This window comes from Streptococcus sp. 449_SSPC (assembly GCF_001073005.1).
In the GTDB taxonomy this organism is placed as follows: Bacteria; Bacillota; Bacilli; order Lactobacillales; family Streptococcaceae; genus Streptococcus; species Streptococcus salivarius_F.
In genome coordinates this window covers 37,355-62,570 of the sequence record NZ_JVGR01000015.1, presented here as the reverse complement: position 1 = coordinate 62,570, position 25,216 = coordinate 37,355, and the positions used below count along the sequence as shown (strand labels likewise).

Sequence of the window (25,216 nt, the reverse complement as noted above, 5' to 3'; positions counted from 1 at the left end):
TATTCTCCAGTAAAGTATATTCTGCACCATTATACCAAAAGAAAGTAGGCCTATGCAAGCTTTGTCAAAGTTTGTTATAATAGGCTTTGAGGTATTTCTATGAATTTTGAAAAAATAATAAATTATTTTAGACGACTAGGGCAGGCTATTCGCACAAAGTTTGCTGGTTCTAGGTCTAAAAGAGGGGATAAATCTTTTAATGAAAGGAAAGCTACGACTGATTCTAAGTGGAATCGTAAGCAAGGGAGAAAGTCGCCTGAGGACCGGATGACACTCTTAGACATGGGTGATGTTTTCTTAAAAACCTTAAAGCTTTTGTCTGATTTCTTTTATGTGGTTATTATCGTCCTTACCTTGTTCGGTGCAGGAATTGGTTTGGGTTATTTGGGGAGTCAAATTGAGTCTGTTCCGTCGATTAAGGACAAAACCTTGTTGAATCAGATTAGTGAGGTTAGTTTGGTATCTTCGATGAGCTATTCCGATTCCAAGAAGATTGCGGATATTGACACTGACTTGCTGAGAACACCTATTGAGAGTGATGCGATTTCTAACAATGTCAAAAATGCCATCATTGCGACTGAGGATGAAAATTTTAAGAAGCATAAGGGTGTTGTGCCAAAGGCAGTATTTAGGGCTTTGGTGTCATCAGTTTTGGGAGTTGGCTCTTCAAGTGGTGGTTCGACGCTAACGCAGCAGTTAATTAAGCAACAGGTAACAGGAGATGCACCAACCTTTAAACGTAAGGCGGCAGAGATTATCTATGCCTTACAATTGGAGCGTCGTGTTTCTAAAAATGAAATATTAACCGATTATCTGAATGTTTCTCCTTTTGGACGTAATAACAAGGGGAAAAATATTGCTGGTATTGAGGAGGCTGCTCAAGGTATCTTTGGGGTATCTGCAGCGGATTTGACAGTTCCTCAGGCTGCCTATCTGGCAGGTTTGCCACAGAGCCCGATTGTCTACTCACCTTATACAGCTGACGGTCAATTAAAAAACGCAGAGGATCTATCTTATGGCTTGGCACGTCAACAAGATGTACTCTACAATCTTTATCGCGGCGGCTATCTAGATAAGTCGCAGTACGAAAGCTATAAGAGTTATGATATCACTAAAGATTTCAAGGCTGGTGAGAAGTCTGATGCTGTAAGTCATGACTATTTGTACTATTCTGTCATGTCTGAGGCTCAGGATGTCATGTATGATTACCTCGTTAAACGTGACAAGGTATCGAGTCAAGATTTGAAAAATGATAAGACAAAGGAAAGCTATCGTGAGAGAGCCCTTCAAGAGCTCCAAACCGGTGGCTACAGCGTTAAGACAACTATTGACAATGCAGTTTATAATGCGATGCAAGATGCTGCGAGTCAATATGGTGGCCTCCTCGACCAAGGTGGCAATAGTGGAGTTGAGGTCGGAAATGTGCTCATGGATAATGCGACTGGAGCAATTCTAGGATTTGTTGGTGGTCGTAGTTACGAAAATAATCAAAATAACCATGCCTTTGATACGGCACGCTCCCCAGGCTCATCTATTAAGCCTATTATTGCTTATGGAATTGCTATTGATCAAGGTTTGATGGGTAGCTCAAGTATCCTTTCTAACTACCCAACTAATTTTACGGGTGGAACGCCTATTCTCCATGATGGTGATAAGGGTACAGCTATGATGAACCTCCAAGAGGCACTCAATACCTCATGGAACATTCCAGCCTTTTGGACTTATCAAATGCTTCAACGTCATGATGTTGATGTTGAGGGTTACATGACCAAGATGGGTTATAAGATTGCTAATTACAATATCGAGAGTTTACCTCTTGGTGGAGGGATTGAAACCACGGTTGCCCAACAGGTAAATGCCTATCAAATGCTTTCAAATGGTGGCGTCTATGAGAAGGGCTATATGATTGATAGTATTACCGACCGTACTGGCGAAGTTATCTATCAGCATAAATCTGAAGGGGTTCAAGTCTTTTCAAGAGCTACGGCTAGCATCATGGATAACCTGCTCAAGGAAGTTGTAGTTAAGGGAGCGACAACGCAATTTCATTCTGAATTGAAAAATGTCAATGGTGCAGTAGCCTCAGCGGACTGGATGGGTAAAACAGGAACGACAGATAACTTTGCGGATGCTTGGTTGATTGTGTCAACGCCTGGTATTACTCTTGGTGGTTGGGCTGGTTATGACAATAATACACCAACCAATTCTAAAACGGGTTACACCTATAATGCGCAATATATGGCTCGTTTGACTTCCGCTATCTATAATGCCAATCCAGCTATTTTTAAAACGGGAGACAAGTTTAATATCGATTCAAGTGCCATTAAGGCAAGTGTGCTCAAATCAACAGGTCTTAAACCAGCAACAGTGTCTGTCAATGGTCGTAATGTTTCTGTAAGTGGTGAAATGGTTGATACTTACTGGGCCAAAAATGGACCTGGAGATACGACTTACAAGTTTGCTATTGGTGGAACTGACAGTGACTATCAAAAAGCCTGGTCTAGCATTCTTGGAGGGCATTAGGAATTGCCAAGAAAACTTGCAAAAAAGTAAAAAATTAGGTATAATATAGACAACTATTTGTCGTCTTACTTGGTTGAAATATTGTCCAATCAAGAGATACAGCAGTTAAATCAACGTTTTTTCGGTCAGATTTAGCTGCTATTTTTGTGCTTATTTTTAGGATTTTCAAGTGTTGTAACGCATATTTAAAGGTTCTAAAAATTCACAGATTAAGTTTTTCGCTTATCATTAATCAGCTAAGTGGATCTTGGTGTTTGATCACTTGTCAATGGGACAAGCAACTGAAAAAGGCAGAAGACAAATATTTAAAGTGCACGACTTGCAAAGCAGGTCTCGAATGTAGAAAAGGAGTAGAAGACTTGGCAGGACATGACGTTCAATACGGGAAACATCGTACCCGTCGTAGTTTTTCAAGAATCAAAGAAGTTCTTGATTTACCAAACTTGATTGAAATCCAAACGGATTCATTCAAAGAATTCTTGGATACTGGTCTTAAAGAGGTTTTTGAGGATGTACTTCCTATCTCAAACTTTACAGACACTATGGAATTGGAATTCGTTGGTTACGAATTGAAAGAGCCTAAGTATACACTTGAAGAAGCTCGTATCCACGATGCATCATACTCAGCACCTATCTTTGTGACTTTCCGTCTTATTAACAAAGAAACTGGTGAAATTAAAACTCAGGAAGTCTTCTTCGGAGATTTCCCTATTATGACTGAGATGGGTACTTTCATCATCAATGGTGGTGAACGTATTATCGTTTCTCAGTTGGTGCGCTCACCTGGTGTTTACTTTAACGATAAGGTTGATAAAAACGGTAAAGTGGGTTATGGATCAACAGTTATCCCTAACCGTGGGGCATGGCTTGAGCTTGAAACAGATTCAAAAGACATCGCCTACACTCGTATCGACCGTACACGTAAGATTCCATTCACAACGCTTGTGCGTGCGCTTGGATTCTCAGGTGATGACGAAATTGTTGATATCTTTGGTGATAGCGAGTTGGTTCGTAACACTATTGAAAAAGATATCCACAAAAACCCAGCAGATTCACGTACTGATGAAGCGCTTAAAGAAATTTATGAACGTCTTCGTCCAGGTGAACCAAAAACTGCCGACAGCTCACGTAGCTTGCTTGTAGCTCGTTTCTTTGATCCACGTCGTTATGACTTGGCTGCTGTTGGTCGTTACAAAGTCAACAAAAAACTTAACATCAAGACACGTCTTTTGGGACAAACAATTGCTGAAAACTTGGTAGATCCTGAAACAGGTGAAATCCTTGTTGAAGCTGGTACTGAAATGACACGTGATGTGATTGATTCAATCGCAGAATACTTGGATGGTGATTTGAACAAATTTGTATACACACCAAACGATTATGCGGTGGTTACAGAACCTGTTGTTCTTCAAAAATTCAAGGTTGTTGCACCAAATGATCCAGATCGTGTGGTTACAATTGTTGGTAATGCCAACCCAGATGACAAAGTTCGTGCTTTGACAACAGCGGATATCTTGGCTGAAATGAGCTACTTCCTCAACCTTGCTGAAGGTATCGGTAAAGTGGACGATATCGACCACCTTGGTAACCGTCGTATCCGTGCTGTTGGTGAATTGCTTGCTAACCAATTCCGTATTGGTTTGGCTCGCATGGAACGTAACGTACGTGAGCGTATGTCAGTTCAAGATAATGAAGTCTTGACACCACAACAAATCATCAATATTCGCCCTGTAACTGCAGCTGTTAAAGAATTCTTCGGTTCTTCACAGTTGTCACAGTTCATGGACCAACACAACCCATTGTCAGAGTTGTCACACAAACGTCGTTTGTCAGCCTTGGGACCTGGTGGTTTGACACGTGACCGTGCCGGATATGAAGTTCGTGACGTGCACTACACGCACTACGGTCGTATGTGTCCAATTGAAACACCTGAAGGACCTAACATCGGTTTGATCAATAACTTGTCTTCATACGGACACCTTAACAAGTATGGTTTCATTCAAACACCATATCGTAAGGTTGACCGTGCAACTGGTAAAGTAACCAACGAAGTAGTTTGGTTGACTGCCGATGAAGAAGATGAGTACACAGTTGCTCAGGCTAACTCTAAATTGAACGAAGATGGAACATTTGCAGAAGAAATCGTTATGGGTCGTCATCAAGGTAATAACCAAGAGTACCCATCACACCTTGTAGATTTCGTGGATGTTTCTCCTAAACAGGTAGTTGCCGTTGCGACAGCATGTATTCCTTTCTTGGAAAACGATGACTCTAACCGTGCCCTCATGGGTGCCAACATGCAACGTCAGGCTGTGCCTTTGATTGACCCTAAAGCACCTTATGTTGGTACTGGTATGGAATATCAAGCTGCCCACGATTCAGGAGCTGCAGTTATCGCTCAACACGACGGTAAAGTTGTCTACTCTGATGCTGATAAAGTTGAAGTTCGTCGTGAAGATGGTTCTCTTGATGTTTATACTATTCAAAAATTCCGTCGTTCAAACTCAGGTACTGCCTATAACCAACGTACTTTGGTTAAGGTTGGCGATATTGTTGAAAAAGGTGACTTTATCGCTGACGGTCCATCTATGGAAGGTGGAGAAATGGCCCTCGGTCAAAACCCTATCGTCGCTTACATGACATGGGAAGGTTACAACTTCGAGGATGCCGTTATCATGAGTGAGCGTCTTGTGAAAGATGACGTTTATACATCTGTTCACTTGGAAGAATTCGAATCAGAAACACGTGATACAAAGCTTGGGCCTGAAGAAATTACACGTGAATTGCCAAACGTTGGTGAAGAAGCCCTCAAAGACCTTGACGAAATGGGTATTATCCGTATCGGTGCTGAGGTTAAAGAAGGTGACATTCTTGTTGGTAAGGTAACACCTAAGGGTGAAAAAGACCTTTCTGCTGAAGAACGTCTTCTCCACGCTATCTTTGGTGATAAATCTCGTGAAGTACGTGATACATCACTCCGTGTACCTCACGGTGGTGATGGTGTCGTTCGTGATGTTAAAATCTTCACACGTGCAAACGGTGATGAATTGCAATCAGGTGTTAACATGCTTGTTCGTGTTTACATCGCTCAAAAACGTAAGATCAAGGTCGGAGATAAGATGGCCGGTCGTCACGGTAACAAAGGGGTTGTTTCTCGTATTGTTCCTGTTGAAGACATGCCTTACCTTCCAGACGGTACACCAGTTGATATCATGTTGAACCCTCTTGGGGTGCCATCACGTATGAACATCGGTCAGGTTATGGAACTTCACCTTGGTATGGCTGCTCGTAACTTGGGTATCCACATCGCAACACCAGTCTTTGACGGGGCAAGCTCAGAAGACCTCTGGGATACTGTTCGTGAAGCAGGTATGGATAGTGATGCTAAGACAATCCTTTACGATGGACGTACAGGTGAACCATTTGATAACCGTGTGTCAGTTGGTGTCATGTACATGATCAAACTTCACCACATGGTTGATGATAAACTTCACGCTCGTTCAGTAGGTCCTTACTCACTTGTTACCCAACAACCTCTTGGTGGTAAAGCACAATTTGGTGGACAACGTTTCGGTGAGATGGAGGTTTGGGCCCTTGAAGCTTATGGTGCATCAAATATCCTTCAAGAAATCTTGACTTACAAGTCAGATGACGTTAACGGACGTTTGAAAGCCTATGAAGCTATCACTAAAGGTAAACCAATTCCAAAACCAGGTGTACCAGAATCATTCCGAGTACTTGTTAAAGAATTGCAATCACTTGGTCTTGATATGCGTGTCCTTGATGAGGATGACTACGAAGTTGAATTGCGTGATCTTGATGAAGGTGAAGATGACGATGTCATGCACGTCGATGATCTTGAAAAAGCACGTGTACAACAAGCCAAAGAAGCTGCTGAATTAGAAAAAGCTAAAGAAGAAGCTTCAGATAAAACAGAATAAAATAAGCTTTAGAGAGGGAGTTCACACTCTCTGCTAAGGTAGCTGATAAAGGTGAGAATAGCGCTGCTATTGTCAATAGAACAAAAGAAAGGTAATACTAGTGGTTGACGTAAATCGATTTAAAAGTATGCAAATCACACTAGCTTCACCAACTAAGGTCCGTTCATGGTCTTATGGTGAAGTTAAGAAACCTGAAACAATCAACTACCGTACGCTCAAACCAGAACGCGAAGGTCTCTTCGATGAAGTAATCTTTGGTCCTACTAAAGACTGGGAATGTGCGTGTGGAAAATACAAACGTATCCGTTATAAAGGTATCGTTTGTGACCGCTGTGGTGTTGAGGTAACACGTGCTAAGGTTCGTCGTGAACGTATGGGTCACATCGAGTTGAAAGCACCAGTATCACACATCTGGTACTTCAAGGGAATCCCTTCTCGTATGGGATTGACTTTGGACATGAGTCCTCGTGCGCTTGAAGAAGTTATCTACTTCGCAGCTTACGTGGTTATCGATCCAAAGGAAACACCACTTGAACCAAAATCTCTCTTGACAGAACGTGAATATCGTGAAAAATTGCAAGAGTATGGACATGGTTCATTTGTCGCTAAAATGGGTGCAGAAGCTATCCAAGATCTCTTGAAACAAGTGGATTTGGAAGCTGAAATTGCTGAACTCAAAGAAGAGTTGAAGACAGCAACTGGTCAAAAACGTGTTAAGGCTGTTCGTCGTTTGGACGTTCTTGATGCCTTCTATAAGTCTGGTAACAAACCAGAATGGATGGTTCTTAACATTTTGCCAGTATTGCCACCAGACCTTCGTCCAATGGTTCAATTGGATGGTGGACGTTTTGCGGCATCAGACTTGAACGATCTTTATCGTCGTGTTATCAACCGTAACAACCGTTTGGCTCGTTTGCTTGAATTGAATGCTCCAGGTATCATCGTGCAAAACGAAAAACGTATGTTGCAAGAAGCGGTAGATGCCCTTATCGATAATGGACGTCGTGGTCGTCCAATTACTGGACCAGGTAGTCGTCCACTTAAATCTTTGAGCCACATGCTTAAAGGTAAACAAGGTCGTTTCCGTCAAAACTTGCTTGGTAAACGTGTTGACTTCTCTGGACGTTCCGTTATCGCCGTTGGTCCAACACTTAAAATGTACCAATGTGGTGTGCCACGTTTGATGGCCATCGAACTTTTCAAACCATTTGTGATGCGTGAAATCGTTGCGCGTGAATACGCAGGTAACGTGAAAGCCGCTAAACGTATGGTTGAACGTGGTGATGAACGTATTTGGGATATTCTTGAAGATGTTATCAAGGAACACCCAGTACTTCTTAACCGCGCACCTACCCTCCACCGTTTGGGTATCCAGGCCTTTGAACCAGTCTTGATTGATGGTAAGGCCCTTCGTCTTCACCCATTGGTATGTGAGGCCTACAATGCCGACTTTGACGGTGACCAAATGGCCATCCACGTTCCATTGTCTGAAGAAGCTCAAGCTGAAGCACGTTTGCTCCTTCTTGCGGCTGAACACATCCTTAACCCTAAAGACGGTAAACCGGTCGTAACACCATCTCAGGATATGGTTCTTGGTAACTACTACTTGACTATGGAAGAAGAAGGCCGTGAGGGTGAAGGTATGGTCTTCAAGGATATTGATGAGGCAGTGATGGCTTATCGTAATGGTTATGTTCACTTGCATAGCCGTGTCGGTATCGCGGTAGACAGCATGCCTGATAAACCTTGGAAAGAAAACCAACTTCACAAGATTTTGGTTACAACTGTTGGTAAGATTCTCTTTAACTCAATCATTCCAGCGGAAATTCCATATCTTCAAGAAACAACAAATGAGAACTTGACAGATAGTACACCAGATAAGTACTTCCTTGAACCAGGTCAAGATATCCAAACAGTAATTGATAGTTTGGAAATTAATGCACCGTTCAAGAAGAAAAATCTTGGTAACATCATCGCTGAAACCTTCAAACGTCTTCGTACGACTGAAACATCAGCCTTCCTTGACCGTTTGAAAGACCTTGGTTACTACCACTCAACACTTGCTGGTTTGACAGTGGGTATCGCCGATATCCCAGTTATCGATAACAAACAAGAAATTATCGATGCTGCTCACCACCGTGTTGAAGAAATTAACAAGGCCTTCCGTCGTGGTTTGATGACAGATGATGACCGTTATGTTGCTGTTACAACAACATGGCGTGAAGCGAAAGAAGCCCTTGAAAAACGTCTGATTGAAACACAAGATCCTAAGAACCCAATCGTTATGATGATGGACTCAGGAGCTCGTGGTAACATCTCTAACTTCTCTCAACTTGCCGGTATGCGTGGTTTGATGGCCGCTCCTAACGGACGTATCATGGAATTGCCTATCCTTTCAAACTTCCGTGAAGGTTTGAGCGTTTTGGAAATGTTCTTCTCTACTCACGGTGCGCGTAAAGGTATGACCGATACGGCCCTTAAGACAGCCGACTCAGGTTACCTTACTCGTCGTTTGGTTGATGTTGCCCAAGATGTTATCATCCGTGAAGACGACTGTGGAACAGACCGTGGTCTTCTCATCCGTGCGATTACTGATGGTAAAGAAGTTACGGAAACACTTGAAGAACGTCTTCAAGGTCGTTACACTAAGAAATCAGTTAAGAATCCTACAACAGGTGAAGTAATCGTAGGTCCAGATACTTTGATTACTGAAGACATGGCTGCTGCTATTGTCAATGCTGGTGTTGAAGAAGTAACTATCCGTTCAGTCTTTACATGTAACACACGTCACGGTGTCTGCCGTCACTGTTACGGTATCAACTTGGCAACAGGTGATGCGGTTGAAGTTGGTGAAGCAGTTGGTACTATCGCCGCTCAATCTATCGGGGAACCTGGTACACAGCTTACTATGCGTACCTTCCACACCGGTGGGGTAGCCTCAAACACCGATATCACACAGGGTCTTCCACGTATCCAGGAAATCTTTGAAGCACGTAACCCTAAAGGGGAAGCGGTTATCACTGAAGTTAAGGGTACTGTTATTGAAATCGAAGAAGATGCTGCAACACGTACTAAGAAAGTCTTCGTTCAAGGTAAGACTGGAATGGGTGAATACGTTGTTCCATTTACAGCTCGTATGAAAGTTGAAGTGGGTGACGAAGTACACCGTGGTGCGGCCTTGACAGAAGGTTCAATCCAACCTAAACGTCTCCTTGAAGTACGTGATACCTTGTCAGTTGAAACTTATCTTCTTGCAGAAGTACAAAAAGTTTACCGTAGCCAAGGGGTAGAAATCGGTGACAAACACGTCGAAGTAATGGTTCGTCAAATGCTTCGTAAAGTACGTGTTATGGATCCAGGGGATACAGATCTCCTTCCAGGTACACTTATGGACATTTCTGACTTTACAGACGCTAACAAGGATATTGTTATCTCTGGTGGTGTTCCTGCAACATCTCGTCCAGTCCTTCTTGGTATTACGAAAGCCTCACTTGAAACAAATTCATTCTTGTCAGCGGCTTCCTTCCAAGAAACAACACGTGTCCTTACAGATGCAGCTATCCGTGGTAAGAAAGACCATCTCCTTGGTCTTAAAGAAAATGTTATCATTGGTAAGACTATCCCTGCTGGTACAGGTATGGCTCGTTACCGTAACATTGAACCACTTTCAGTTAACGAAGTTGAAGTTATTGAAAACATTGCTGTTGACGAAGCAATTGTGGAATCATCTGAAGACTAAAATGAAAGCAAAAGAACTCACAATGAATTGTGGGTTCTTTTCGTATTTATATGACTAGAATTTCTTCTATTTTTGATAAATATAAAATATAAGACCATTTTTTTTATCTTTTCCAGAAAATTTTGTATAATAAGAACACCAAAGATGAAGTGAGAAAGAAAAATGTACCAAGTAGTTGAAATGAAAGGGGATTTGGAACCGTGGTGGTTCCTAGAAGGATGGCAAGAGGATATCATCAGTACTAAGGAATTTGAAAATTTTTACGATGCCCTCAAGTACTATAAAAAACTTTGGTTTGCGATGGAAGAAACCTTGCCAAGTTATATCAGCCGTAGTAGTGTCATGACTGCTTTTTGGGATCAAGAGGATAAGCACTGGTGTGAGGAGTGTGACGAATACCTGCAGGTCTATCAATCGATTGCTCTTTTGGATGATTGGCAGGAAATTCCTGAGGAAAAATACCGTCCGGGATATGAAAAGCGAAATGACCTTCCAAATCATGCCCACTGTAAAATTAAACGTTAAATAATCCAGAAGCTCGAAAATTTCGAGCTTTTTTTCATTTTCTTAAACTTTTTACGAATAGGTCTATGAGGAGGTCCTTATGGTAACAGAATTTGCTAAGGAAATGATCAAAAATGCTGATAGTTGTGGGGCTCAAGACATTTATGTCATTCCACGTCAGGATAATTACGAGCTCTATATGCGAGTTGGTCAGGAGAGGAGATTAATTGATGTATATCGGCCTGATTTCATGGCTAGTCTTATTGGTCACTTTAAATTTGTGGCGGGAATGATGGTGGGTGAGAAGCGTAGGAGTCAACTAGGTTCCTGTGACTATGATTGTGGTGATGGTCAAAGGGTTTCTCTGCGTTTGTCTACCGTTGGGGATTATCGCGGCTTAGAAAGTTTAGTTATTCGTGTTCTACATTCTGAACGTCGAGAATTAGTGTACTGGAATCAAGGAATCCAGCCTATTATGGATGCTTTGGATTATCGTGGCTTATATCTCTTTGCAGGTCCCGTTGGTTCTGGAAAGACTACGCTTATGCATGAGTTGGTTCAGGAGCGTTTTAAGGGGCAGCAGGTGATTTCGATTGAGGACCCTGTGGAAATTAAACAGGATAATGTCTTGCAACTCCAGGTGAATCAAGCAATTGACATGACCTATGATAATTTGATTAAGCTATCATTACGTCACCGCCCGGATGTTTTGATTATTGGAGAAATTCGAGATAAGGAGACTGCTCGAGCGGTTATTAGAGCTAGTCTGACGGGAGTTACTGTTCTTTCAACTATTCACGCAAAGAGTGTGTCAGGTGTTTATGAGCGTCTTCTGGACCTTGGTGTAGATAAGTCCGAGTTGGATAATGCTCTTCAAGGGATTGCCTACATGCGTCTGATTAAGGGAGGAGGTGTGATAGATTTTGCCAGTGAAAATTTCCAAAGCCATTCGTCAACCAGCTGGAACCAGCAGTTGGAAGGCTTGGTTAAACAAGGATATCTCACTGAAGGGGATATCCAAGGGGAAAAAATTAAAGATTAATCAGCAACTCAAGGTTATCCAGCTTTTCAAACAACTGTTAAAGGCAGGGTTTACCTTGACTGAAATCGTAGCCTTTTTGGAGCGAAGTCACCTGTTGAAAGAATCGTCATTGTCTCTTATGAAAGCGAGCTTAATGCGAGGCGATAGGTTGGACCAGATGTTTGCGGCAGTGGGCTTTTCGGACAATATTGTTACTCAGATTGCCCTTGCTGATAAGCACGGTAATCTTCTAGGGAGTTTAACCAAGATTGAAACCTATATGCTTCGTATGACCAAGGTTCGTAAGAAACTCATGGAGGTAGCAACCTATCCTATTCTACTTCTGGGTTTCCTAGTTCTGATTATGTTGGGGCTCAAAAATTATCTTCTGCCTCAACTGTTAGAGGGGGATGGTAAGGAGAATTGGGCTGTACAGTTGGTTCAAATTTTTCCCCAACTCTTTTTTGTGACTTTGTGCGGACTTCTTGTATTAAGCTTAATTCTCTATCTATGGGTCAAACGCCAGTCAGCCCTTGTCTTTTATCGACGAATGGCCAAAATCCCTTTTATAGGCCAAACTGTCAGGCTATATACGACTGCCTATTATGCTAGAGAATGGGGAAATCTCTTAGGGCAAGGTATTGACTTGCTAGACTTAGTTGCTCTAATGAAAGAGCAAAAATCAAAGCTTTTTCGTGAGCTGGGGGCTGATTTAGAGGAAGCCTTGATGCTAGGACAGAGTTTTCCTGATCGTATTGCTAGTCACCCTTTCTTCACTAAGGAACTATCCTTAATTATTGCTTATGGAGAGGCTAATGCTAGGTTGGGCTATGAGTTAGAAGTCTATGCTGAAGAGGTTTGGCAGGCTTTCTTTAACCGTCTTAATAAGGCAACAACCTTTGTGCAACCCCTCATTTTTGTTATTGTTGCTATCGTGATTGTAATGATTTATGCAGCTATGCTATTACCAATGTATCAAAATATGGAAGGAATGATGTCATGAAAATGATGTTGAAAAAATTGAATGCCGTTAAATTACGAGCTTTTACACTGATTGAAATGCTGGTCGTGCTTCTCATTATCAGTATTCTCCTTTTGCTCTTTGTACCTAACTTGAGCAAGCAGAAGGATTCTGTTAAAGAGACTGGAAATGCGGCTGTGGTCAAGGTCGTGGATTCTCAAGCAGAACTTTATGAAATGAAGAATAACAAGACAGCTAGCTTAGCCGCTCTTGTTTCAGAAGGTCAAATCACGCAAAAACAGGCAGATTCATACAATGATTACTATGCGAAACATGGTGGCGAAAGCCGCTCAGTGGCCAATTAGAGCCTTTACCTTGTTGGAGAGTCTGGTGACTCTAGCAGTGGTTGCCTTTCTCACTCTGAGTTTATCAGGCTCAGTCACAGGTATTTTTCAGCAGGTTGAGACTAATCTTTTTTATCTGCGCTTTGAGTACCTATACCGAGATAGTCAGCGCTTGGCAGCGGCGGAAGGGTCCAATGTTGAATTGCAGTTGTCCAAGGATAAAATCAGTAACGGAAAATCAAGTCTGGTGATTCCTAAAAATATACATCTGGATAAGGGGCAGACGCTAGTATTTGATGCCAAAGGAGGCAACTCTAGCCTCACCAAGATTCGTTTTTCAAGTGATAAGGAGGTGGTGACCTATCAGCTTAACATGGGCAGCGGTAAATATAAAAAGACGGTCTCTTAGAGGCTATATTCTTATCGAAAGCTTGATAGCAATGGCTGTCTTAGTACTCGTCAGTGGTCTTATCTTGGATCAGATTAATACCAATCGTAGGCTAATGGCTAGGAATCTCCACCAACAGGAGGTTTTGAGTGTGGCAACCATGGCAGTTCAGACCAAACAGGATCAGTTGACCTTAAATGGCATCACAGTGACAGTAAAACGTAGCAAGCAAGGTATCGCGGTTTATGAATCAGGAAAGGAGATTATTCATGTCTCTCAATAGCAAGGTTCGTGCTTTTACCCTCTTGGAGTGTCTAGTGGCCTTGTTGGTGATTGCTGGTTCAGTTCAAGTTTATCAAGGTCTGACCACAGTATTGGTGAGCAATGTTAAGCAGGTCAAGCAACAAGAAAGCCAAGACTGGCTTCTATTTGTTCAACAAATGGAGGCAGAGTTAGAAGGTTGTCAGTTGGTAAAGGTAGAAGGGAACAAGCTCTATGTCAAGCAGGATAATCAAGACCTGGCTTTTGGCCTTTCAAGTGCTACTGATTTTCGAAAAACAAATGCTGACGGTCGAGGCTACCAACCAATGCTTTTCAATGTAAAAGCTAGTACAATTAGTCAAAATAACCAGATAGTCACCATCCAAGTGACTCTTAAAAATGGGCTACAAAGGAGTTTTGTTTATGCTTTTGAAAAAACAGGTTAGGGGAGGCGTTCTTCTCTACGCTCTTTTTATGGCTGGCATTTTCACACTTCTTCTGCATGTTTATCTGGAGCGGGTGGTTGCTAGCTCTAGGCAGAACCAAGCGCAAATGATCTCCAGTCAGAGTCGTCTCATGGCAGAGATGACCATGGACTTGGCGGACAAGGAAGCAGGTGCTTTTAGTTTTTCCCAGGGAACTACGACTTACGAGGTTAAGGACAAACAAGTGATTGTTAGAGTTGCCAGTAAAGGCCAAATCAAGACCTATCGTTATGTGAAGAAGCAGGAGCAGAAATAGAAATTCTCTTTCCTTTTTGATATGATAGAAGGACGGAGGAAATCATGAATTTTGAAGCAATTGAGACAGCCTTTGAGCTGTTGTTAGAAAATGTCCAAACCATTGAAAATGATCTTGGAACCCATGCTTACGATGCGCTTATTGAGCAAAATTCCTATTATTTGGGGGCTGAGGTAGCTAATGAAGTCATCATCAAAAACAACGAGAAATTACGTGCCCTTAATCTAAGCAAAGAGGAGTGGCGTCGTGCTTTTCAGTTCTTGTTTATCAAGCTAGGGCAATTGGAAGCCTTACAAGCCAATCACCAGTTTACACCTGATGCTATTGGATTTATCATCCTCTACCTACTCGAAGGTTTGACCAAGGACGACCAATTAGATGTTTTGGAGATTGGTTCGGGGACAGGAAACTTGGCTGAAACTCTTCTAAATAATAGTCAGAAAACCCTTAATTATATGGGAATGGAAGTTGACGATCTTCTTATCGATTTGTCAGCTAGTATTGCTGATGTGGTGAATTCAAGTGCAGTTTACATTCAAGAAGATGCTGTTCGACCACATATTCTCAAAGAGAGTGATGTTATTATTAGTGACCTACCTGTTGGTTACTACCCTAATGATGAAATTGCGAGTCGTTTCAAGGTTGCAGCAACCGGTGAACACACCTATGCCCATCACCTTCTCATGGAGCAATCACTCAAGTACCTGAAGAAAGATGGTATTGCTATTCTTTTGGCACCAACTAATCTTTTGACAAGCCCACAAAGTGATTTGCTTAAGAAATGGCTATCAGGATATGCTGATATTATTGCCGTTATCACTCTTCCAGAAGCAGCTTTTGGCAATAAACATAACATGAAGTCTATCTTTGTGCTTAAAAAACAAACTGAAAATGCTCCTGAGACCTTCGTTTATCCACTTAGTGATTTGCAAAACCCAGAGGTCCTCAAAGATTTTACAGAGAATTTCCAAAAATGGAAATCAGATAATTCCATTTTCTAGCAAAACATGTTAGAATAAGACTATATTATTGAAAGCGTTTTACAAAGAGGTGGCTTATGACAAAAACAATAGCAATTAATGCAGGAAGCTCAAGCTTGAAATGGCAACTATATGAGATGCCAGATGAAGTTGTTCTTGCTAAGGGTTTGATTGAACGTATCGGCTTGAAAGATTCTGTTTCAACAGTAAAATTTGATGACCGTTCAGAATCGCAAACTCTAGATATTGCTGACCATGTTCAGGCAGTAAAAATCTTGCTTGATGATTTGATTCGTTTTGATATTATCAAGAGCTATGATGAAATTACAGGTGTTGGTCACCGTGTGGTTGCTGGTGGAGAATATTTCAAAGAATCAAGCTTGGTGGATGAAGATGCCTTGGCTAAGATTGAAGAATTGTCAGCTTTAGCACCTTTACACAATCCAGGTGCAGCTTCAGGGATTCGTGCCTTTAAGGAGCTCCTCCCAGATATTACAAGTGTTGCTGTTTTTGATACAGCCTTCCATACATCTATGCCGGAAGTGGCCTACCGTTATCCAGTGCCTAATCGTTACTATACAGACTACCAAGTCCGTAAGTATGGAGCACACGGAACTAGCCACCAATATGTTTCTCAAGAAGCAGCTAAGTTGTTAGGTAAGCCAATTGAAGAAACTAAGATTATCACAGCCCATGTGGGAAATGGTGTTTCTATTACTGCCGTTGATGGTGGTAAATCAGTAGACACGTCAATGGGGTTGACACCACTTGGTGGCGTTATGATGGGAACACGTACTGGGGATCTTGACCCTGCGATTATTCCATTTGTTATTGACCGTGAACCTGAGATGGCAGATGCTGAGCGTATCCGTCACGTCTTTAATAAGGAATCAGGCCTTCTTGGCATTTCTGAAAAATCAAGTGATATGCGTGATATCATTGCTGGTAAGAATGCTGGTGATGAAAAATGTGCCTTAGCTTATGATCTTTATGTGGATCGTTTGCGTAAATACATTGCTCAATACTTCGGTGTGTTGAACGGAGCGGATGCTATCGTCTTTACAGCAGGTATTGGTGAAAACTCTGCGGAAGTTCGTGCTTCAGTTTTAGATGGTCTCACTTGGTTTGGTATTGAAGTGGATTCTGAAAAGAATGTCTTTGGACATGTAGGCGACATTACAACAGCAGAGTCAGCTGTTAAAGTATTTGTTATCCCAACAGATGAAGAGTTGGTGATTGCGCGTGATGTTGAGCGCCTTAAAACTAAATAAGTTATCAAAAATTTGATAAGACCAGAAAAGTTGGCCGAGTGATTGGCTAGCTTTTTTGAATGCACTGACAGAATCATTCGAATATTTCTATTTATGTGTAATTCTATAAGTAAAGAAAACTTTACAAAAAATGTAAAAAAGACTTTACAAAACATGTAAAGTGAACTATACTATAAATGTAAAGTTAACTTAACAAAGAAAAGTAAGGAGTTTAACTATTTGAGAATAAACGATAAGGTTGAGGTGCCACATGGAAACAAAAATTCAGGAACTTCGCAAGGCTAATAAGATTAGTCAGGCAGAGTTAGCAGATGAGATGGGGGTCACGAGGCAGACCATCATTTCACTCGAAAAAGGTCGCTATAATGCGTCGTTGGAACTGGCTTTTAAAATTGCTAGATATTTTGGAAAGACTATTGAAGAAGTCTTTATTTTTGAGGAAGATTAAGGAGAAAAGATATGTTTAAACAAGTCATGAAGAAAATTGGTGTTATTGTTTTAGCGCTCACTCTACTAATCTTAGATTTAACACTATTAGGTGCTTTCCCGCTACTTACTCAGGATGGTAAGTTTTCACTTGTGGAGCAAATAGGTTACGGTATTTGGGCATTAGGGAGTTTGGCTATTTTTATCGTGATTGCTTATAGATTTAAACTCTTATCGCTTAAAGAGATTAATTGGAGACGTCTCGTTGCGATTGCTTCTCTTAATCTCGTCATCTTTTTCCTAGGTGATCTTCTAGGGTATTTTATTGGTCAGTTAACACACAATGCGACTATGGAAAATCAAGATGCTTTAAATGCTATCTTTGCCCACGTACCATTCTATCTTTACCTAGTAGTCGCCGGTTTTATTATTCCGATTATGGAAGAAATCATTTTTAGAGGACTCTTAGCCAAGGTGCTCTTTGGAAAATACTTTAAGACGGGTCTTGTTATTTCCAGTCTTCTCTTTATGGCTGGTCACTCAGCATTTACGCTTCAGACAATTGTCATCTATGGTATTATGTCAGCTGGTCTTGCGATAACATATTATAAGACTAAGCGTATCGAGTACAGTATGGGTGTCCATATCTTAAACAATAGCATAGTTGTACTACTCAGCCTTTTCGTTTAAGGTGAATAAGTGTTTAAAGTTGTCAGTGAAAAAAGTTATATTGCTCTTATAAAGGATAATAAAGGGAGTGTTAAGATATGTTAATAAAAATGTTATTAGGAAATAGAAAAACAGAGGCCGAATTTAAGAAATACATTACACGAGTAGCCTGCTCTTTCTTTTCTTTGGGTATTTTGGGATTATTTATTGTTCGCTCTAACAGTCTTAGTGATTATGCTCTAGGCTTAGTTTTAGGACTTACCATTGGGGTTTATGTTTTGTCAATCTATTATTTTGCGACGCTTACTCATCCTAAACGTCTTCACCAGATGTATATTGCTGCCTATGATGAGCGAAATAAACAGATTTTAATGGCGACAGCAGTTGCAACTCTGATTTTAGAGTTTTTGCTTATCTTTGCTTTGATTGCCCTATATGCCTTTGTCAATATTCAGTTGCCATATGTTACAGTCTTATCAGTCTTGCTCTATGGCTTAGTATTGGGATTTGCTCTTATTCGTCTCATCCTATCTAAAATAGGATAAGAGCCTATATTATCTTGAAAAACTCCTCTTTCGTTTTCTTTTTGTCTTGTCAAACAAGTTTCGTTGTATTATAATAAAGATACAAATAAATGATGAAAAGAGGTGGATTCTCATGAACAAAGGGTCAATTCTCAAACGCTTTCTTTATTTTTTACTAGCTTTCCTAATACTAATTATTGATCAAGTTCCAACCATCTATTTAGGTGTCAAAGATATAAGGCTGGTCTGTCTCTTAATTTTTGTCTTGCTTCTTATGAGCGCAGGAGCTCTTTTCTTAGGAAAACATCTTGGGCTTTTCGAAGGCTTTAAGGCCCTTTCTTCCCTGAAGGCCTGGGGTATGATTGGCTTGACCTACCTAGGTATTTATATCGTTACTAGGATTGGTTCTATAGTCATGATGATGGAAGGTGTTAGTAATAGCACCAATCAGGCAGCCATAGAAAATGCCCATATGAATCCCTTCCTTCTCATAACGTTTACAGTAATTATGGCACCAATTGTGGAAGAGCTGGTTTTTCGCGGGCTCCTCATGGGACGCGTCTTTAATCCAGATTCTATTGTTGGCTTGATTGTTAGTAGTTTACTTTTTGGCCTTGTTCATATGCCGAATAGTATCGGTGTTTGGATTGTATATGCAGGTATGGGTCTTGCCCTTGGAATAGCATATCGTAAGTTTCAAAAGTTAGAGTACTGTATCATGGCCCATATCATTAACAATAGTATTGCGGTTTCAATGTTGTTACTCTTACAATTTTTAGCGCCATATATCAAATAAAGCTCGGAAGATTCCGAGCTTTTTTCTTATAGTTTTTTGGCTTTAGCAATGGTTGTATCAATACTTGAAACTACACTATGGGTGAGGCCTGTACGCTCAAGTTCCATGAGACCGGCGATAGTAGTCCCACCAGGGCTACAGACCTTGTCAATAAGATCATGTGGACTGTCGCTACCAAGACTGAGATTTTCAGCAGTAGCTAGAACCGTCTGTGTGGCAATGGTCAGAGCGACCTGCTTACTTAGGCCATTTTTGACACCAGCCTTGGCTAGAGCCTCGATAAAGAGGGCGATGTAGGCAGGGCTAGAACCTGCTAGGGCAGTAAAGGTATCAAAGTCTTTCTCAGCCAATTCAACAGTGGTTCCAAAACTGTCTGTGATTTCCTTGGCAACTGCCAAAAGGTCCTCGGATACCTTATCATTAGTGCAAAGACCAGTAGTGCTTTTGAGGATCTGAGCATTAAGGTTCGGCATGATACGAATAAGAGGAAGGTCTGGACTGGTGAGGGAAGCAAGGCGTTCTAAGGTCACTCCAGCAGCCATACTTATGATAGGTTGATGAAAATTGAGACCGGCTAGTACCTTGTCAAACATTTGAGGTTTGATACCAAGGATGACCAGGTCAGCATTATCCAACAATTCCTGATGGGAAGCAGCCGCTTCAACCTCTAGTTCCTCTGCAAGCTGGCGTGAACGAGCCAAGGAAGACCCTGAAATAATGATACGATGTGAGCTTGTATTTAGGCCGTTGATAATGGCTGTCGCCATTTTTCCGACACCGATAAAACCTATAATCATGGGTTACTCCTTGTCTTAGTAGTTTTTAATTAAATCTACTGTTGAGCGATCCAACTTCTTAACAATAGCTTGTAAGAAGGCCTGTGCTTCTAGGAAGTCATCCATCGCATAAAGGGTTTGGTGCGAGTGAATGTAGCGGGCACAAACACCGATAGTTGTTGATGGAACACCAGCATTCTGCAAGTGAGCGGCACCAGCATCTGTTCCGCCCGCAGCACAGTAGTATTGGTATTTGATACCAGCTTCTTCAGCTGTAGTCAAAAGGAAATCTTTCATATTGGGCAACATGATGTGACCTGGATCGAAGAAACGAATAAGGGTACCATCGCCTACCTTACCTTGATTACCATAGATATCTCCTGCAGGAGAACAGTCCACTGCAAAGAAAACTTCAGGATCAAATTTAGTGGTAGAGACATGGGCACCACGTAAACCAACTTCTTCTTGAACATTGGCACCAGCGATTAGAGTATTATTGAGTTCTTGATCCTTAACGTTTTCCAAGAGTTCACGAATCATGAGAACACCATAACGGTTATCCCAAGCTTTAGAAATGACATTCTTTTGATTGGCTGTGAGAATCGTTTCTGATTCAGGAATGATGACATCACCTGGGAAAACGCCGTAGGCATTAGCCTCTTCTTGGTTGGCAAAACCAGCATCAAAGACGATATCAGAAACACTAGGAAGACTTGAAGCTCCACCGCTAGCACGTAAGAAATGAGGTGGCACTGAACCTGAGATGACAGGATAGACACGACCGTCACGAGTGTGTAGGGTGAAGCGTTGTGAGCTGACAACCAGTGGGTTCCAACCACCAAGTTCGACGACACGGAAAGTCCCGTCTGCTTTGATTTCCTTAATCATAAACCCAACTTCATCCATGTGGGCAGCCACAAGCACCTTAGGGGCATTTTCTGCTTGGCTATGCTTGATACCGAAAATACCACCGAGACCGTCTGTTTGGACCTCATCTACAAGTGGGGTGATGTTTTTGCGAAGGTAGTCGCGTACAGGAGCTTCAAAGCCTGAAGTAGCACTGAGCTCGGTTACTTCTTTAATTTTGTCAAATAGGGTAGTCATAAAATCCTCCTTGAGTAGTACTTGCTACTATTTTAGCACGATTCTCAAGAGATAGGTAGCCTCTCCCCATTCGTCTAAAATTATGGTAAAATGTTTCTTATGAAACGTAAAACATTGGCCTTGTTTGCTGGAGGCGTAGGAGCTTTAGGTCTCTTGGCAATGGCAGAGAAGTATAGACAGTCACGTGCAGAAATGAAGAAGGCTGCATTAATCCAAGATATTAGACAAGAATTATCTCACTTGGGGACTATCGCAGTCCTTTATACAAATCCCACTGATAAGGAAAATCCAGGACTTACAGGAGGTATCGTCTTAGAGGATGGACGTTCCTATAGCTTTGTTTATGCAGAGGATATCTTGACCTATGAGGAGGAGCAGGCATGATTATTCCTAAGAATCTTGAAGAATTGGCAAGCTATGTTGAAAGTGATCAAAAGGTGGTTTTCTTTTTCACTGCTGATTGGTGTCCAGACTGCCAGTTTATCTATCCCGTTATGCCTGAAATTGAAGCCCTCCATCCAGATATGACCTTTGTGCGTGTTAACCGTGATGATTATATGGCTTTGGCACAAACTTGGAATATCTTTGGTATTCCAAGTTTTGTCGTGACTCAGAAAGGTCAGGAATTGGGACGCTTGGTCAATAAAGCTCGTAAAACCAAAGAAGAAATCAATGCCTTTTTGTCGGAGATTTAAAAGATGAAAATCAATCACTTTCCTAATATCTCTCTTGATATTTCAGAAACTAAAGAAAAGTATCTGACAGAAAAAAATGAGGAGATCATCGAAGAATTATGCCAAATTTTAGTAGAGCATTCCAAAATTGAAAGTGATATCTTCCTAAAACACCAAGAAATAAACACCTACAAAAAGGAAAATAATCTTCCTACACATCAAACTATTCCTGGAGAAATGGAGTTATTTGATGAATTTAAAGAGAAGTTGACTCCTTTAGCTCAAAAACACTTGACTGATAACTGTTATAAAAGAGGTTTTTCAGCTTCTTTTGGTTCTCCAGGCACCTATGATTTTGTGTTAGAGCCCTGTCGAGTTAAGTTTATTATGAAGAGTAAGGCTAAGATGTTTCTCGAATTTTCTTATGGGAATGACTTTTGGTACCATAAACAATTTATCGTAAAATTAACAGAGAGTGACTGGAAAATTGACAAGATTAGTTATCGCTATGGTAGTAATGACGATTCTTGGCATGTCAGTCGATTTTAAAATCTATAAAAGAACTATTGAAGGAGAACCCATGATTTTTGCATACAATAAGGAACAAGTTGGTGACGTTTTGTTGGTTATCTTGGAAGATACTAAGGACATCAAACGTAGCGTAGAACGTAAAGGTAAAGTGGCGCGTGTCACAGCTGATGAAACAGGCAAGACTCTTGCTTGGAATATTTTTGAAGCGTCAAGCCTCATTGATATCGAAGGTAACGGTCAAGTTTTCTTGTCAGACCAAGATGTAGCTGTCTTGAACGAAGAATTGGCTAAAGAGGGCTTTGAAGAGCGTTTGGAAAACACACAAGGACCAGTCTTTGTGGTTGGACAAATTGATGAAATGGTTGCACATCCAGACAGTGACCACCTTAACATCTGCCAAGTGAACATCGGTGATAAGAAGGTCCAAATCGTTGCAGGAGCACCAAACGCAGCGCTTGGTCTTAAAACTATTGTAGCTCTTCCTGGTGCTATGATGCCTAGCGGTGCCCTTATCTTCCCAGGAAAACTTCGTGGTGAAGATAGTTATGGTATGATGTGTGCCCCACGTGAGTTGGCCCTTCCAAATGCCCCACAAAAACGTGGTATTATTGAACTTGATGATTCAGCAGTAGTCGGTGAGGCTTTTGATCCAGCTAAACACTGGAAAGGGTAAATAAGACAAGAAGCGGTAAGTATATACCGCTTTTTTTTAGGAGAGCTCGTCTTGGCAAATGGTTCAAAATTTCGAGAACCTCTTTATGCTTACCAAGTTCATCATCAAAATATAATAGTATTGCTCTCAATCTCTATTATTTGCCAAAACAACTTTATCCGAGCAATTATCTAAAAAATGTGGCTTCAAGTTTATTAATCAAGTTGTGTTTTATTTATCTGTCAGACTCAGATTTGGTGATGATTATATAAAGAAAGGAAAGTTCAATGGTTTACAACAAACATAAGGGAGTCCTTGTTTTTATGATTCTCTATACAGTCCTTTTTGTTTTTGACGGTATACGAGTATTTGATGCTCCCTTACCTTCTTCTTTAACGACCTATTTAGTTTATACCATCATGTTTTTGTATGGTTGCTTCTTATTTAAGTCTGAATTGCTCAAAAAGTGGAAAGAGGTCAGAAGTTCTAAAAGAAAATTTTTCTTGGGGGTTTTAAAAGGCTGGCTCTTACTTGTCCTGGTGACCATTTTCTTTGGACTACTATCGGCAATATTGAGGCAGGTTTTGGGACTAAGTGAACAAGGACTAAACGAGGCTAATATACAAAGTACCTTTAAAGAACAACCACTACTGATAGCAGTTTTCGCCTGTATCATTGGACCTTTGGTGGAAGAACTCTTTTTCCGTCAAATTTTATTGCATTGTTTACAGAGACATTTGCCAAGCTGGCTAAGCATTTGTGTGGTAGGATTTGTTTTCGCCTTGACCCATATGCACAGTTTGTCTTTATCAGAGTGGGTCATTGCAGTTGGTTACTTAGGTGGCGGAGTAGCCCTTTCAATTATTTATGTGAATGAAAAGGGAAATATTTACTATCCCTTGATGGTTCATGTGCTAGGAAATATTTTATCTTTTATAGTATTGGTCATTGGTAGTGTGCAATAAGTGAATTCCAAACTATTTCAGCTTACAAAGAAAAGGCAAAGGACTCTCGTCTCTCTTCTATCAATAAAACAACTTCAAAACGGAGTGTTAAAATTATTTTAAGTGGTAATTCTGGGTCAGCAGAGGATGATTTGAGTAAGTAAACTAATGACAAGTTTGTATGGCGATAACTGTTCTTTGAATCGACAGCTCATACCAAGCTTCCTACTTCCTTTGCTAGTAGCTCAGCTCATCTTTAGATGTCTAATATTTAGTGACAAGTACATTTATTGCAGAACTCATCCTGCTTTTCACCCGAATAGATTTTACTTTTTTCTATTTAATTGAAATCAATAATGTGATATATATATCTTATTTTTATTCTTGCTTTTTCAAAATCTGTCACTTTTTTTACTTCTGCTTACGAATAGATAGGTGGAGGTAAAAAAATGTATAACAAAGTTATTTTAATTGGACGTTTGACGGCGACTCCTGAAATGGTAAAAACTGCTAGCGATAGGTCTTTTACACGTGTTACAGTTGCGGTTAATCGTCGCTATAAGACGCAAAATGGTGAGCGTGAGGCTGACTTTATTACAGTGGTTGTCTGGGGGCGTTTGGCTGAGACCTTAGCATCTTATGCTAGCAAGGGGAGTTTAATTTCTCTTGATGGTGAGCTTCGTACTCGTAAGTACGATAAGGATGGTCAAACTCATTACGTTACTGAAGTGCTTTGTTCCTCTTTCCAACTTCTGGAGAGTCGTGCTCAGCGTGCTGTTAGGGAAAATAATCCTGATAATGACTTGGCTGACCTCGTCTTGGAAGAAGAACTTCCCTTCTAGTTTATCCTTTGACTAGCTATCTAGGTCTCCTATCTTTGAAGCAACCTCTCTAAAAAATCATTATCTTGTTCCATACCTTGTTTTGAAGAATTGTTGAAGATAAAATATTAAACACTTGTTAGACTAATAAACAGTAAAATTAGATAAGACTTAGGATGATAGGTGTTTAATAGTGTAGATAGACTAGAAAAAATAGTTTAAGAAGCCTTAAAACGTTGATATATCAACGTTTTAAATGTTAAGCAAAATATTCAACACAATGCATACAATTAACAGTTATTTCTAATGTATATCATTATTTTATTACCGATTTTTAAATTAAATGATAGAGGTTTCATGATAAACTATAGGTGGGTAAGGAAAAAGCTATAAAAGTTACTTTTATAGTAGGCATTATTTGTTTGGAAGGAAAGTGTGAAATATCACAACTATAACGCTATCCTTGCAATTGTTTGAGACAGTTGCATTTTTGTTTATCGTTGTGAGGCCTTAGGCCTATATAATGATTTCACAGACAATTGACTATGACACTCCGACTGACATATGAATTAGGATGTTAAGCGGTCGTTGACTTTTCGTCTAGCCTTGGGGGAACACATTGGTG

At 40.8% G+C, this 25,216-nt stretch carries 25 protein-coding genes; 23 read left to right on the top strand and 2 right to left on the bottom strand.

Going from position 1 to position 25,216, the window contains the following annotated elements:
• The first annotated feature begins 99 nt into the window (after positions 1 to 99).
• The 17 genes from pbp1b (at position 100) to ADH51_RS02625 (ending at position 19,089) form a co-directional block, all read left to right on the top strand.
• The gene (gene pbp1b, locus ADH51_RS02705; RefSeq protein WP_048674226.1) at positions 100 to 2,523 is read left to right on the top strand and encodes a penicillin-binding protein PBP1B; all 2,424 of its coding nucleotides are present in this window, start codon (positions 100 to 102) and stop codon (positions 2,521 to 2,523) included.
• Between the two features lie 359 nt (positions 2,524 to 2,882).
• Complete coding sequence (gene rpoB / locus ADH51_RS02700) at positions 2,883 to 6,464, top strand: DNA-directed RNA polymerase subunit beta (protein ID WP_002885744.1); 3,582 nt, start codon at positions 2,883 to 2,885, stop codon at positions 6,462 to 6,464.
• Positions 6,465 to 6,564: 100 nt separating this feature from the next.
• Positions 6,565 to 10,203: a DNA-directed RNA polymerase subunit beta' gene (gene rpoC / locus ADH51_RS02695; RefSeq protein WP_002887020.1), complete on the top strand. Its 3,639-nt coding sequence runs from the start codon at positions 6,565 to 6,567 to the stop codon at positions 10,201 to 10,203.
• A 162-nt stretch (positions 10,204 to 10,365) separates the two neighbouring features.
• Positions 10,366 to 10,728, top strand: a complete 363-nt coding sequence (locus tag ADH51_RS02690; RefSeq protein ID WP_002887019.1) for a DUF1033 family protein — start codon at positions 10,366 to 10,368, stop codon at positions 10,726 to 10,728.
• Positions 10,729 to 10,807: 79 nt separating this feature from the next.
• Entirely contained in the window at positions 10,808 to 11,749 is a 942-nt protein-coding gene (gene comGA / locus ADH51_RS02685) for a competence type IV pilus ATPase ComGA (protein ID WP_048674224.1), read from the top strand.
• Positions 11,631 to 12,731 (top strand): competence type IV pilus assembly protein ComGB, encoded by a 1,101-nt coding sequence (comGB, locus tag ADH51_RS02680; protein ID WP_129852292.1) that lies wholly within the window; start codon positions 11,631 to 11,633, stop codon positions 12,729 to 12,731. Before comGA ends, comGB begins: the two co-directional genes overlap by 119 nt.
• Positions 12,732 to 12,739: 8 nt before the next feature.
• Positions 12,740 to 13,054, top strand: a complete 315-nt coding sequence (gene comGC, locus ADH51_RS02675) for a competence type IV pilus major pilin ComGC (RefSeq protein ID WP_037611125.1) — start codon at positions 12,740 to 12,742, stop codon at positions 13,052 to 13,054.
• On the top strand, positions 13,014 to 13,442 hold the full coding sequence (gene comGD, locus ADH51_RS02670; protein WP_014632541.1) for a competence type IV pilus minor pilin ComGD: 429 nt from the start codon (positions 13,014 to 13,016) through the stop codon (positions 13,440 to 13,442). Before comGC ends, comGD begins: the two co-directional genes overlap by 41 nt.
• Before the next feature lie 31 nt (positions 13,443 to 13,473).
• Positions 13,474 to 13,704: a competence type IV pilus minor pilin ComGE gene (comGE, locus tag ADH51_RS02665; RefSeq protein WP_013991265.1), complete on the top strand. Its 231-nt coding sequence runs from the start codon at positions 13,474 to 13,476 to the stop codon at positions 13,702 to 13,704.
• A complete protein-coding gene (comGF, locus tag ADH51_RS02660) occupies positions 13,691 to 14,128 on the top strand; it encodes a competence type IV pilus minor pilin ComGF (RefSeq protein ID WP_002887014.1) in 438 nt (145 codons plus the stop codon). Before comGE ends, comGF begins: the two co-directional genes overlap by 14 nt.
• Positions 14,106 to 14,423: a competence type IV pilus minor pilin ComGG gene (gene comGG, locus ADH51_RS02655; RefSeq protein ID WP_021144683.1), complete on the top strand. Its 318-nt coding sequence runs from the start codon at positions 14,106 to 14,108 to the stop codon at positions 14,421 to 14,423. The genes comGF and comGG overlap by 23 nt, the downstream gene beginning before the upstream one ends.
• A 44-nt stretch (positions 14,424 to 14,467) precedes the next feature.
• The gene (locus tag ADH51_RS02650) at positions 14,468 to 15,424 is read left to right on the top strand and encodes a class I SAM-dependent methyltransferase (protein WP_002887012.1); all 957 of its coding nucleotides are present in this window, start codon (positions 14,468 to 14,470) and stop codon (positions 15,422 to 15,424) included.
• Positions 15,425 to 15,480: 56 nt separating this feature from the next.
• Complete coding sequence (locus ADH51_RS02645; protein WP_048674220.1) at positions 15,481 to 16,674, top strand: acetate kinase; 1,194 nt, start codon at positions 15,481 to 15,483, stop codon at positions 16,672 to 16,674.
• A 250-nt stretch (positions 16,675 to 16,924) separates the two neighbouring features.
• On the top strand, positions 16,925 to 17,122 hold the full coding sequence (locus tag ADH51_RS02640) for a helix-turn-helix transcriptional regulator (protein ID WP_002885716.1): 198 nt from the start codon (positions 16,925 to 16,927) through the stop codon (positions 17,120 to 17,122).
• 11 nt (positions 17,123 to 17,133) lie between these two features.
• A complete protein-coding gene (locus tag ADH51_RS02635; protein ID WP_048674218.1) occupies positions 17,134 to 17,790 on the top strand; it encodes a CPBP family intramembrane glutamic endopeptidase in 657 nt (218 codons plus the stop codon).
• Between the two features lie 77 nt (positions 17,791 to 17,867).
• Positions 17,868 to 18,314 (top strand): hypothetical protein, encoded by a 447-nt coding sequence (locus tag ADH51_RS02630; protein WP_021144682.1) that lies wholly within the window; start codon positions 17,868 to 17,870, stop codon positions 18,312 to 18,314.
• 112 nt (positions 18,315 to 18,426) lie between these two features.
• The gene (locus ADH51_RS02625) at positions 18,427 to 19,089 is read left to right on the top strand and encodes a CPBP family intramembrane glutamic endopeptidase (protein ID WP_021144681.1); all 663 of its coding nucleotides are present in this window, start codon (positions 18,427 to 18,429) and stop codon (positions 19,087 to 19,089) included.
• 26 nt (positions 19,090 to 19,115) lie between these two features.
• On the opposite strand, the gene proC is transcribed toward ADH51_RS02625, so the two are convergent.
• Entirely contained in the window at positions 19,116 to 19,886 is a 771-nt protein-coding gene (gene proC / locus ADH51_RS02620; protein ID WP_048674215.1) for a pyrroline-5-carboxylate reductase, read from the bottom strand.
• Positions 19,887 to 19,901: 15 nt separating this feature from the next.
• Positions 19,902 to 20,969, bottom strand: a complete 1,068-nt coding sequence (gene pepA, locus ADH51_RS02615) for a glutamyl aminopeptidase (protein ID WP_048674213.1) — start codon at positions 20,967 to 20,969, stop codon at positions 19,902 to 19,904.
• A 99-nt stretch (positions 20,970 to 21,068) separates the two neighbouring features.
• Here pepA and ADH51_RS02610 point away from each other — a divergent pair, with 99 nt between their 5' ends.
• From ADH51_RS02610 to ADH51_RS02585, 6 genes are all read left to right on the top strand, one after another.
• Positions 21,069 to 21,353 (top strand): DUF4651 domain-containing protein, encoded by a 285-nt coding sequence (locus tag ADH51_RS02610; RefSeq protein ID WP_002885838.1) that lies wholly within the window; start codon positions 21,069 to 21,071, stop codon positions 21,351 to 21,353.
• Positions 21,350 to 21,664, top strand: coding sequence for a thioredoxin family protein (locus ADH51_RS02605; protein WP_002887006.1), 315 nt, complete (start codon positions 21,350 to 21,352; stop codon positions 21,662 to 21,664). Before ADH51_RS02610 ends, ADH51_RS02605 begins: the two co-directional genes overlap by 4 nt.
• A gap of 3 nt (positions 21,665 to 21,667) precedes the next feature.
• Positions 21,668 to 22,192 (top strand): hypothetical protein, encoded by a 525-nt coding sequence (locus ADH51_RS02600; protein WP_002885713.1) that lies wholly within the window; start codon positions 21,668 to 21,670, stop codon positions 22,190 to 22,192.
• A gap of 31 nt (positions 22,193 to 22,223) precedes the next feature.
• Positions 22,224 to 22,847 (top strand): YtpR family tRNA-binding protein, encoded by a 624-nt coding sequence (gene ytpR / locus ADH51_RS02595; protein WP_002885779.1) that lies wholly within the window; start codon positions 22,224 to 22,226, stop codon positions 22,845 to 22,847.
• Positions 22,848 to 23,113: 266 nt separating this feature from the next.
• Positions 23,114 to 23,791 (top strand): CPBP family intramembrane glutamic endopeptidase, encoded by a 678-nt coding sequence (locus ADH51_RS02590; protein WP_048674211.1) that lies wholly within the window; start codon positions 23,114 to 23,116, stop codon positions 23,789 to 23,791.
• Between the two features lie 428 nt (positions 23,792 to 24,219).
• A complete protein-coding gene (locus ADH51_RS02585; RefSeq protein ID WP_002885697.1) occupies positions 24,220 to 24,612 on the top strand; it encodes a single-stranded DNA-binding protein in 393 nt (130 codons plus the stop codon).
• The last annotated feature ends 604 nt before the right edge of the window (positions 24,613 to 25,216 follow it).

Excerpts from the sequence above, each read along its gene's own strand:
- pbp1b (WP_048674226.1), top strand. The coding sequence starts at position 100 with ATGAATTTTGAAAAAATAATAAATTATTTTAGACGACTAGGGCAGGCT.
- ADH51_RS02690 (WP_002887019.1), top strand. The coding sequence starts at position 10,366 with ATGTACCAAGTAGTTGAAATGAAAGGGGATTTGGAACCGTGGTGGTTC.
- comGA (WP_048674224.1), top strand. The coding sequence starts at position 10,808 with ATGGTAACAGAATTTGCTAAGGAAATGATCAAAAATGCTGATAGTTGT.
- comGD (WP_014632541.1), top strand. The coding sequence starts at position 13,014 with ATGCGAAACATGGTGGCGAAAGCCGCTCAGTGGCCAATTAGAGCCTTT.
- comGE (WP_013991265.1), top strand. The coding sequence starts at position 13,474 with ATGGCTGTCTTAGTACTCGTCAGTGGTCTTATCTTGGATCAGATTAAT.
- comGF (WP_002887014.1), top strand. The coding sequence starts at position 13,691 with ATGTCTCTCAATAGCAAGGTTCGTGCTTTTACCCTCTTGGAGTGTCTA.
- comGG (WP_021144683.1), top strand. The coding sequence starts at position 14,106 with ATGCTTTTGAAAAAACAGGTTAGGGGAGGCGTTCTTCTCTACGCTCTT.
- ADH51_RS02650 (WP_002887012.1), top strand. The coding sequence starts at position 14,468 with ATGAATTTTGAAGCAATTGAGACAGCCTTTGAGCTGTTGTTAGAAAAT.
- ADH51_RS02645 (WP_048674220.1), top strand. The coding sequence starts at position 15,481 with ATGACAAAAACAATAGCAATTAATGCAGGAAGCTCAAGCTTGAAATGG.
- ADH51_RS02640 (WP_002885716.1), top strand. The coding sequence starts at position 16,925 with ATGGAAACAAAAATTCAGGAACTTCGCAAGGCTAATAAGATTAGTCAG.
- ADH51_RS02635 (WP_048674218.1), top strand. The coding sequence starts at position 17,134 with ATGTTTAAACAAGTCATGAAGAAAATTGGTGTTATTGTTTTAGCGCTC.
- ADH51_RS02630 (WP_021144682.1), top strand. The coding sequence starts at position 17,868 with ATGTTAATAAAAATGTTATTAGGAAATAGAAAAACAGAGGCCGAATTT.
- ADH51_RS02625 (WP_021144681.1), top strand. The coding sequence starts at position 18,427 with ATGAACAAAGGGTCAATTCTCAAACGCTTTCTTTATTTTTTACTAGCT.
- proC (WP_048674215.1), bottom strand. The coding sequence starts at position 19,886 with ATGATTATAGGTTTTATCGGTGTCGGAAAAATGGCGACAGCCATTATC.
- pepA (WP_048674213.1), bottom strand. The coding sequence starts at position 20,969 with ATGACTACCCTATTTGACAAAATTAAAGAAGTAACCGAGCTCAGTGCT.
- ADH51_RS02610 (WP_002885838.1), top strand. The coding sequence starts at position 21,069 with ATGAAACGTAAAACATTGGCCTTGTTTGCTGGAGGCGTAGGAGCTTTA.
- ADH51_RS02605 (WP_002887006.1), top strand. The coding sequence starts at position 21,350 with ATGATTATTCCTAAGAATCTTGAAGAATTGGCAAGCTATGTTGAAAGT.
- ADH51_RS02600 (WP_002885713.1), top strand. The coding sequence starts at position 21,668 with ATGAAAATCAATCACTTTCCTAATATCTCTCTTGATATTTCAGAAACT.
- ytpR (WP_002885779.1), top strand. The coding sequence starts at position 22,224 with ATGATTTTTGCATACAATAAGGAACAAGTTGGTGACGTTTTGTTGGTT.
- ADH51_RS02590 (WP_048674211.1), top strand. The coding sequence starts at position 23,114 with ATGGTTTACAACAAACATAAGGGAGTCCTTGTTTTTATGATTCTCTAT.
- ADH51_RS02585 (WP_002885697.1), top strand. The coding sequence starts at position 24,220 with ATGTATAACAAAGTTATTTTAATTGGACGTTTGACGGCGACTCCTGAA.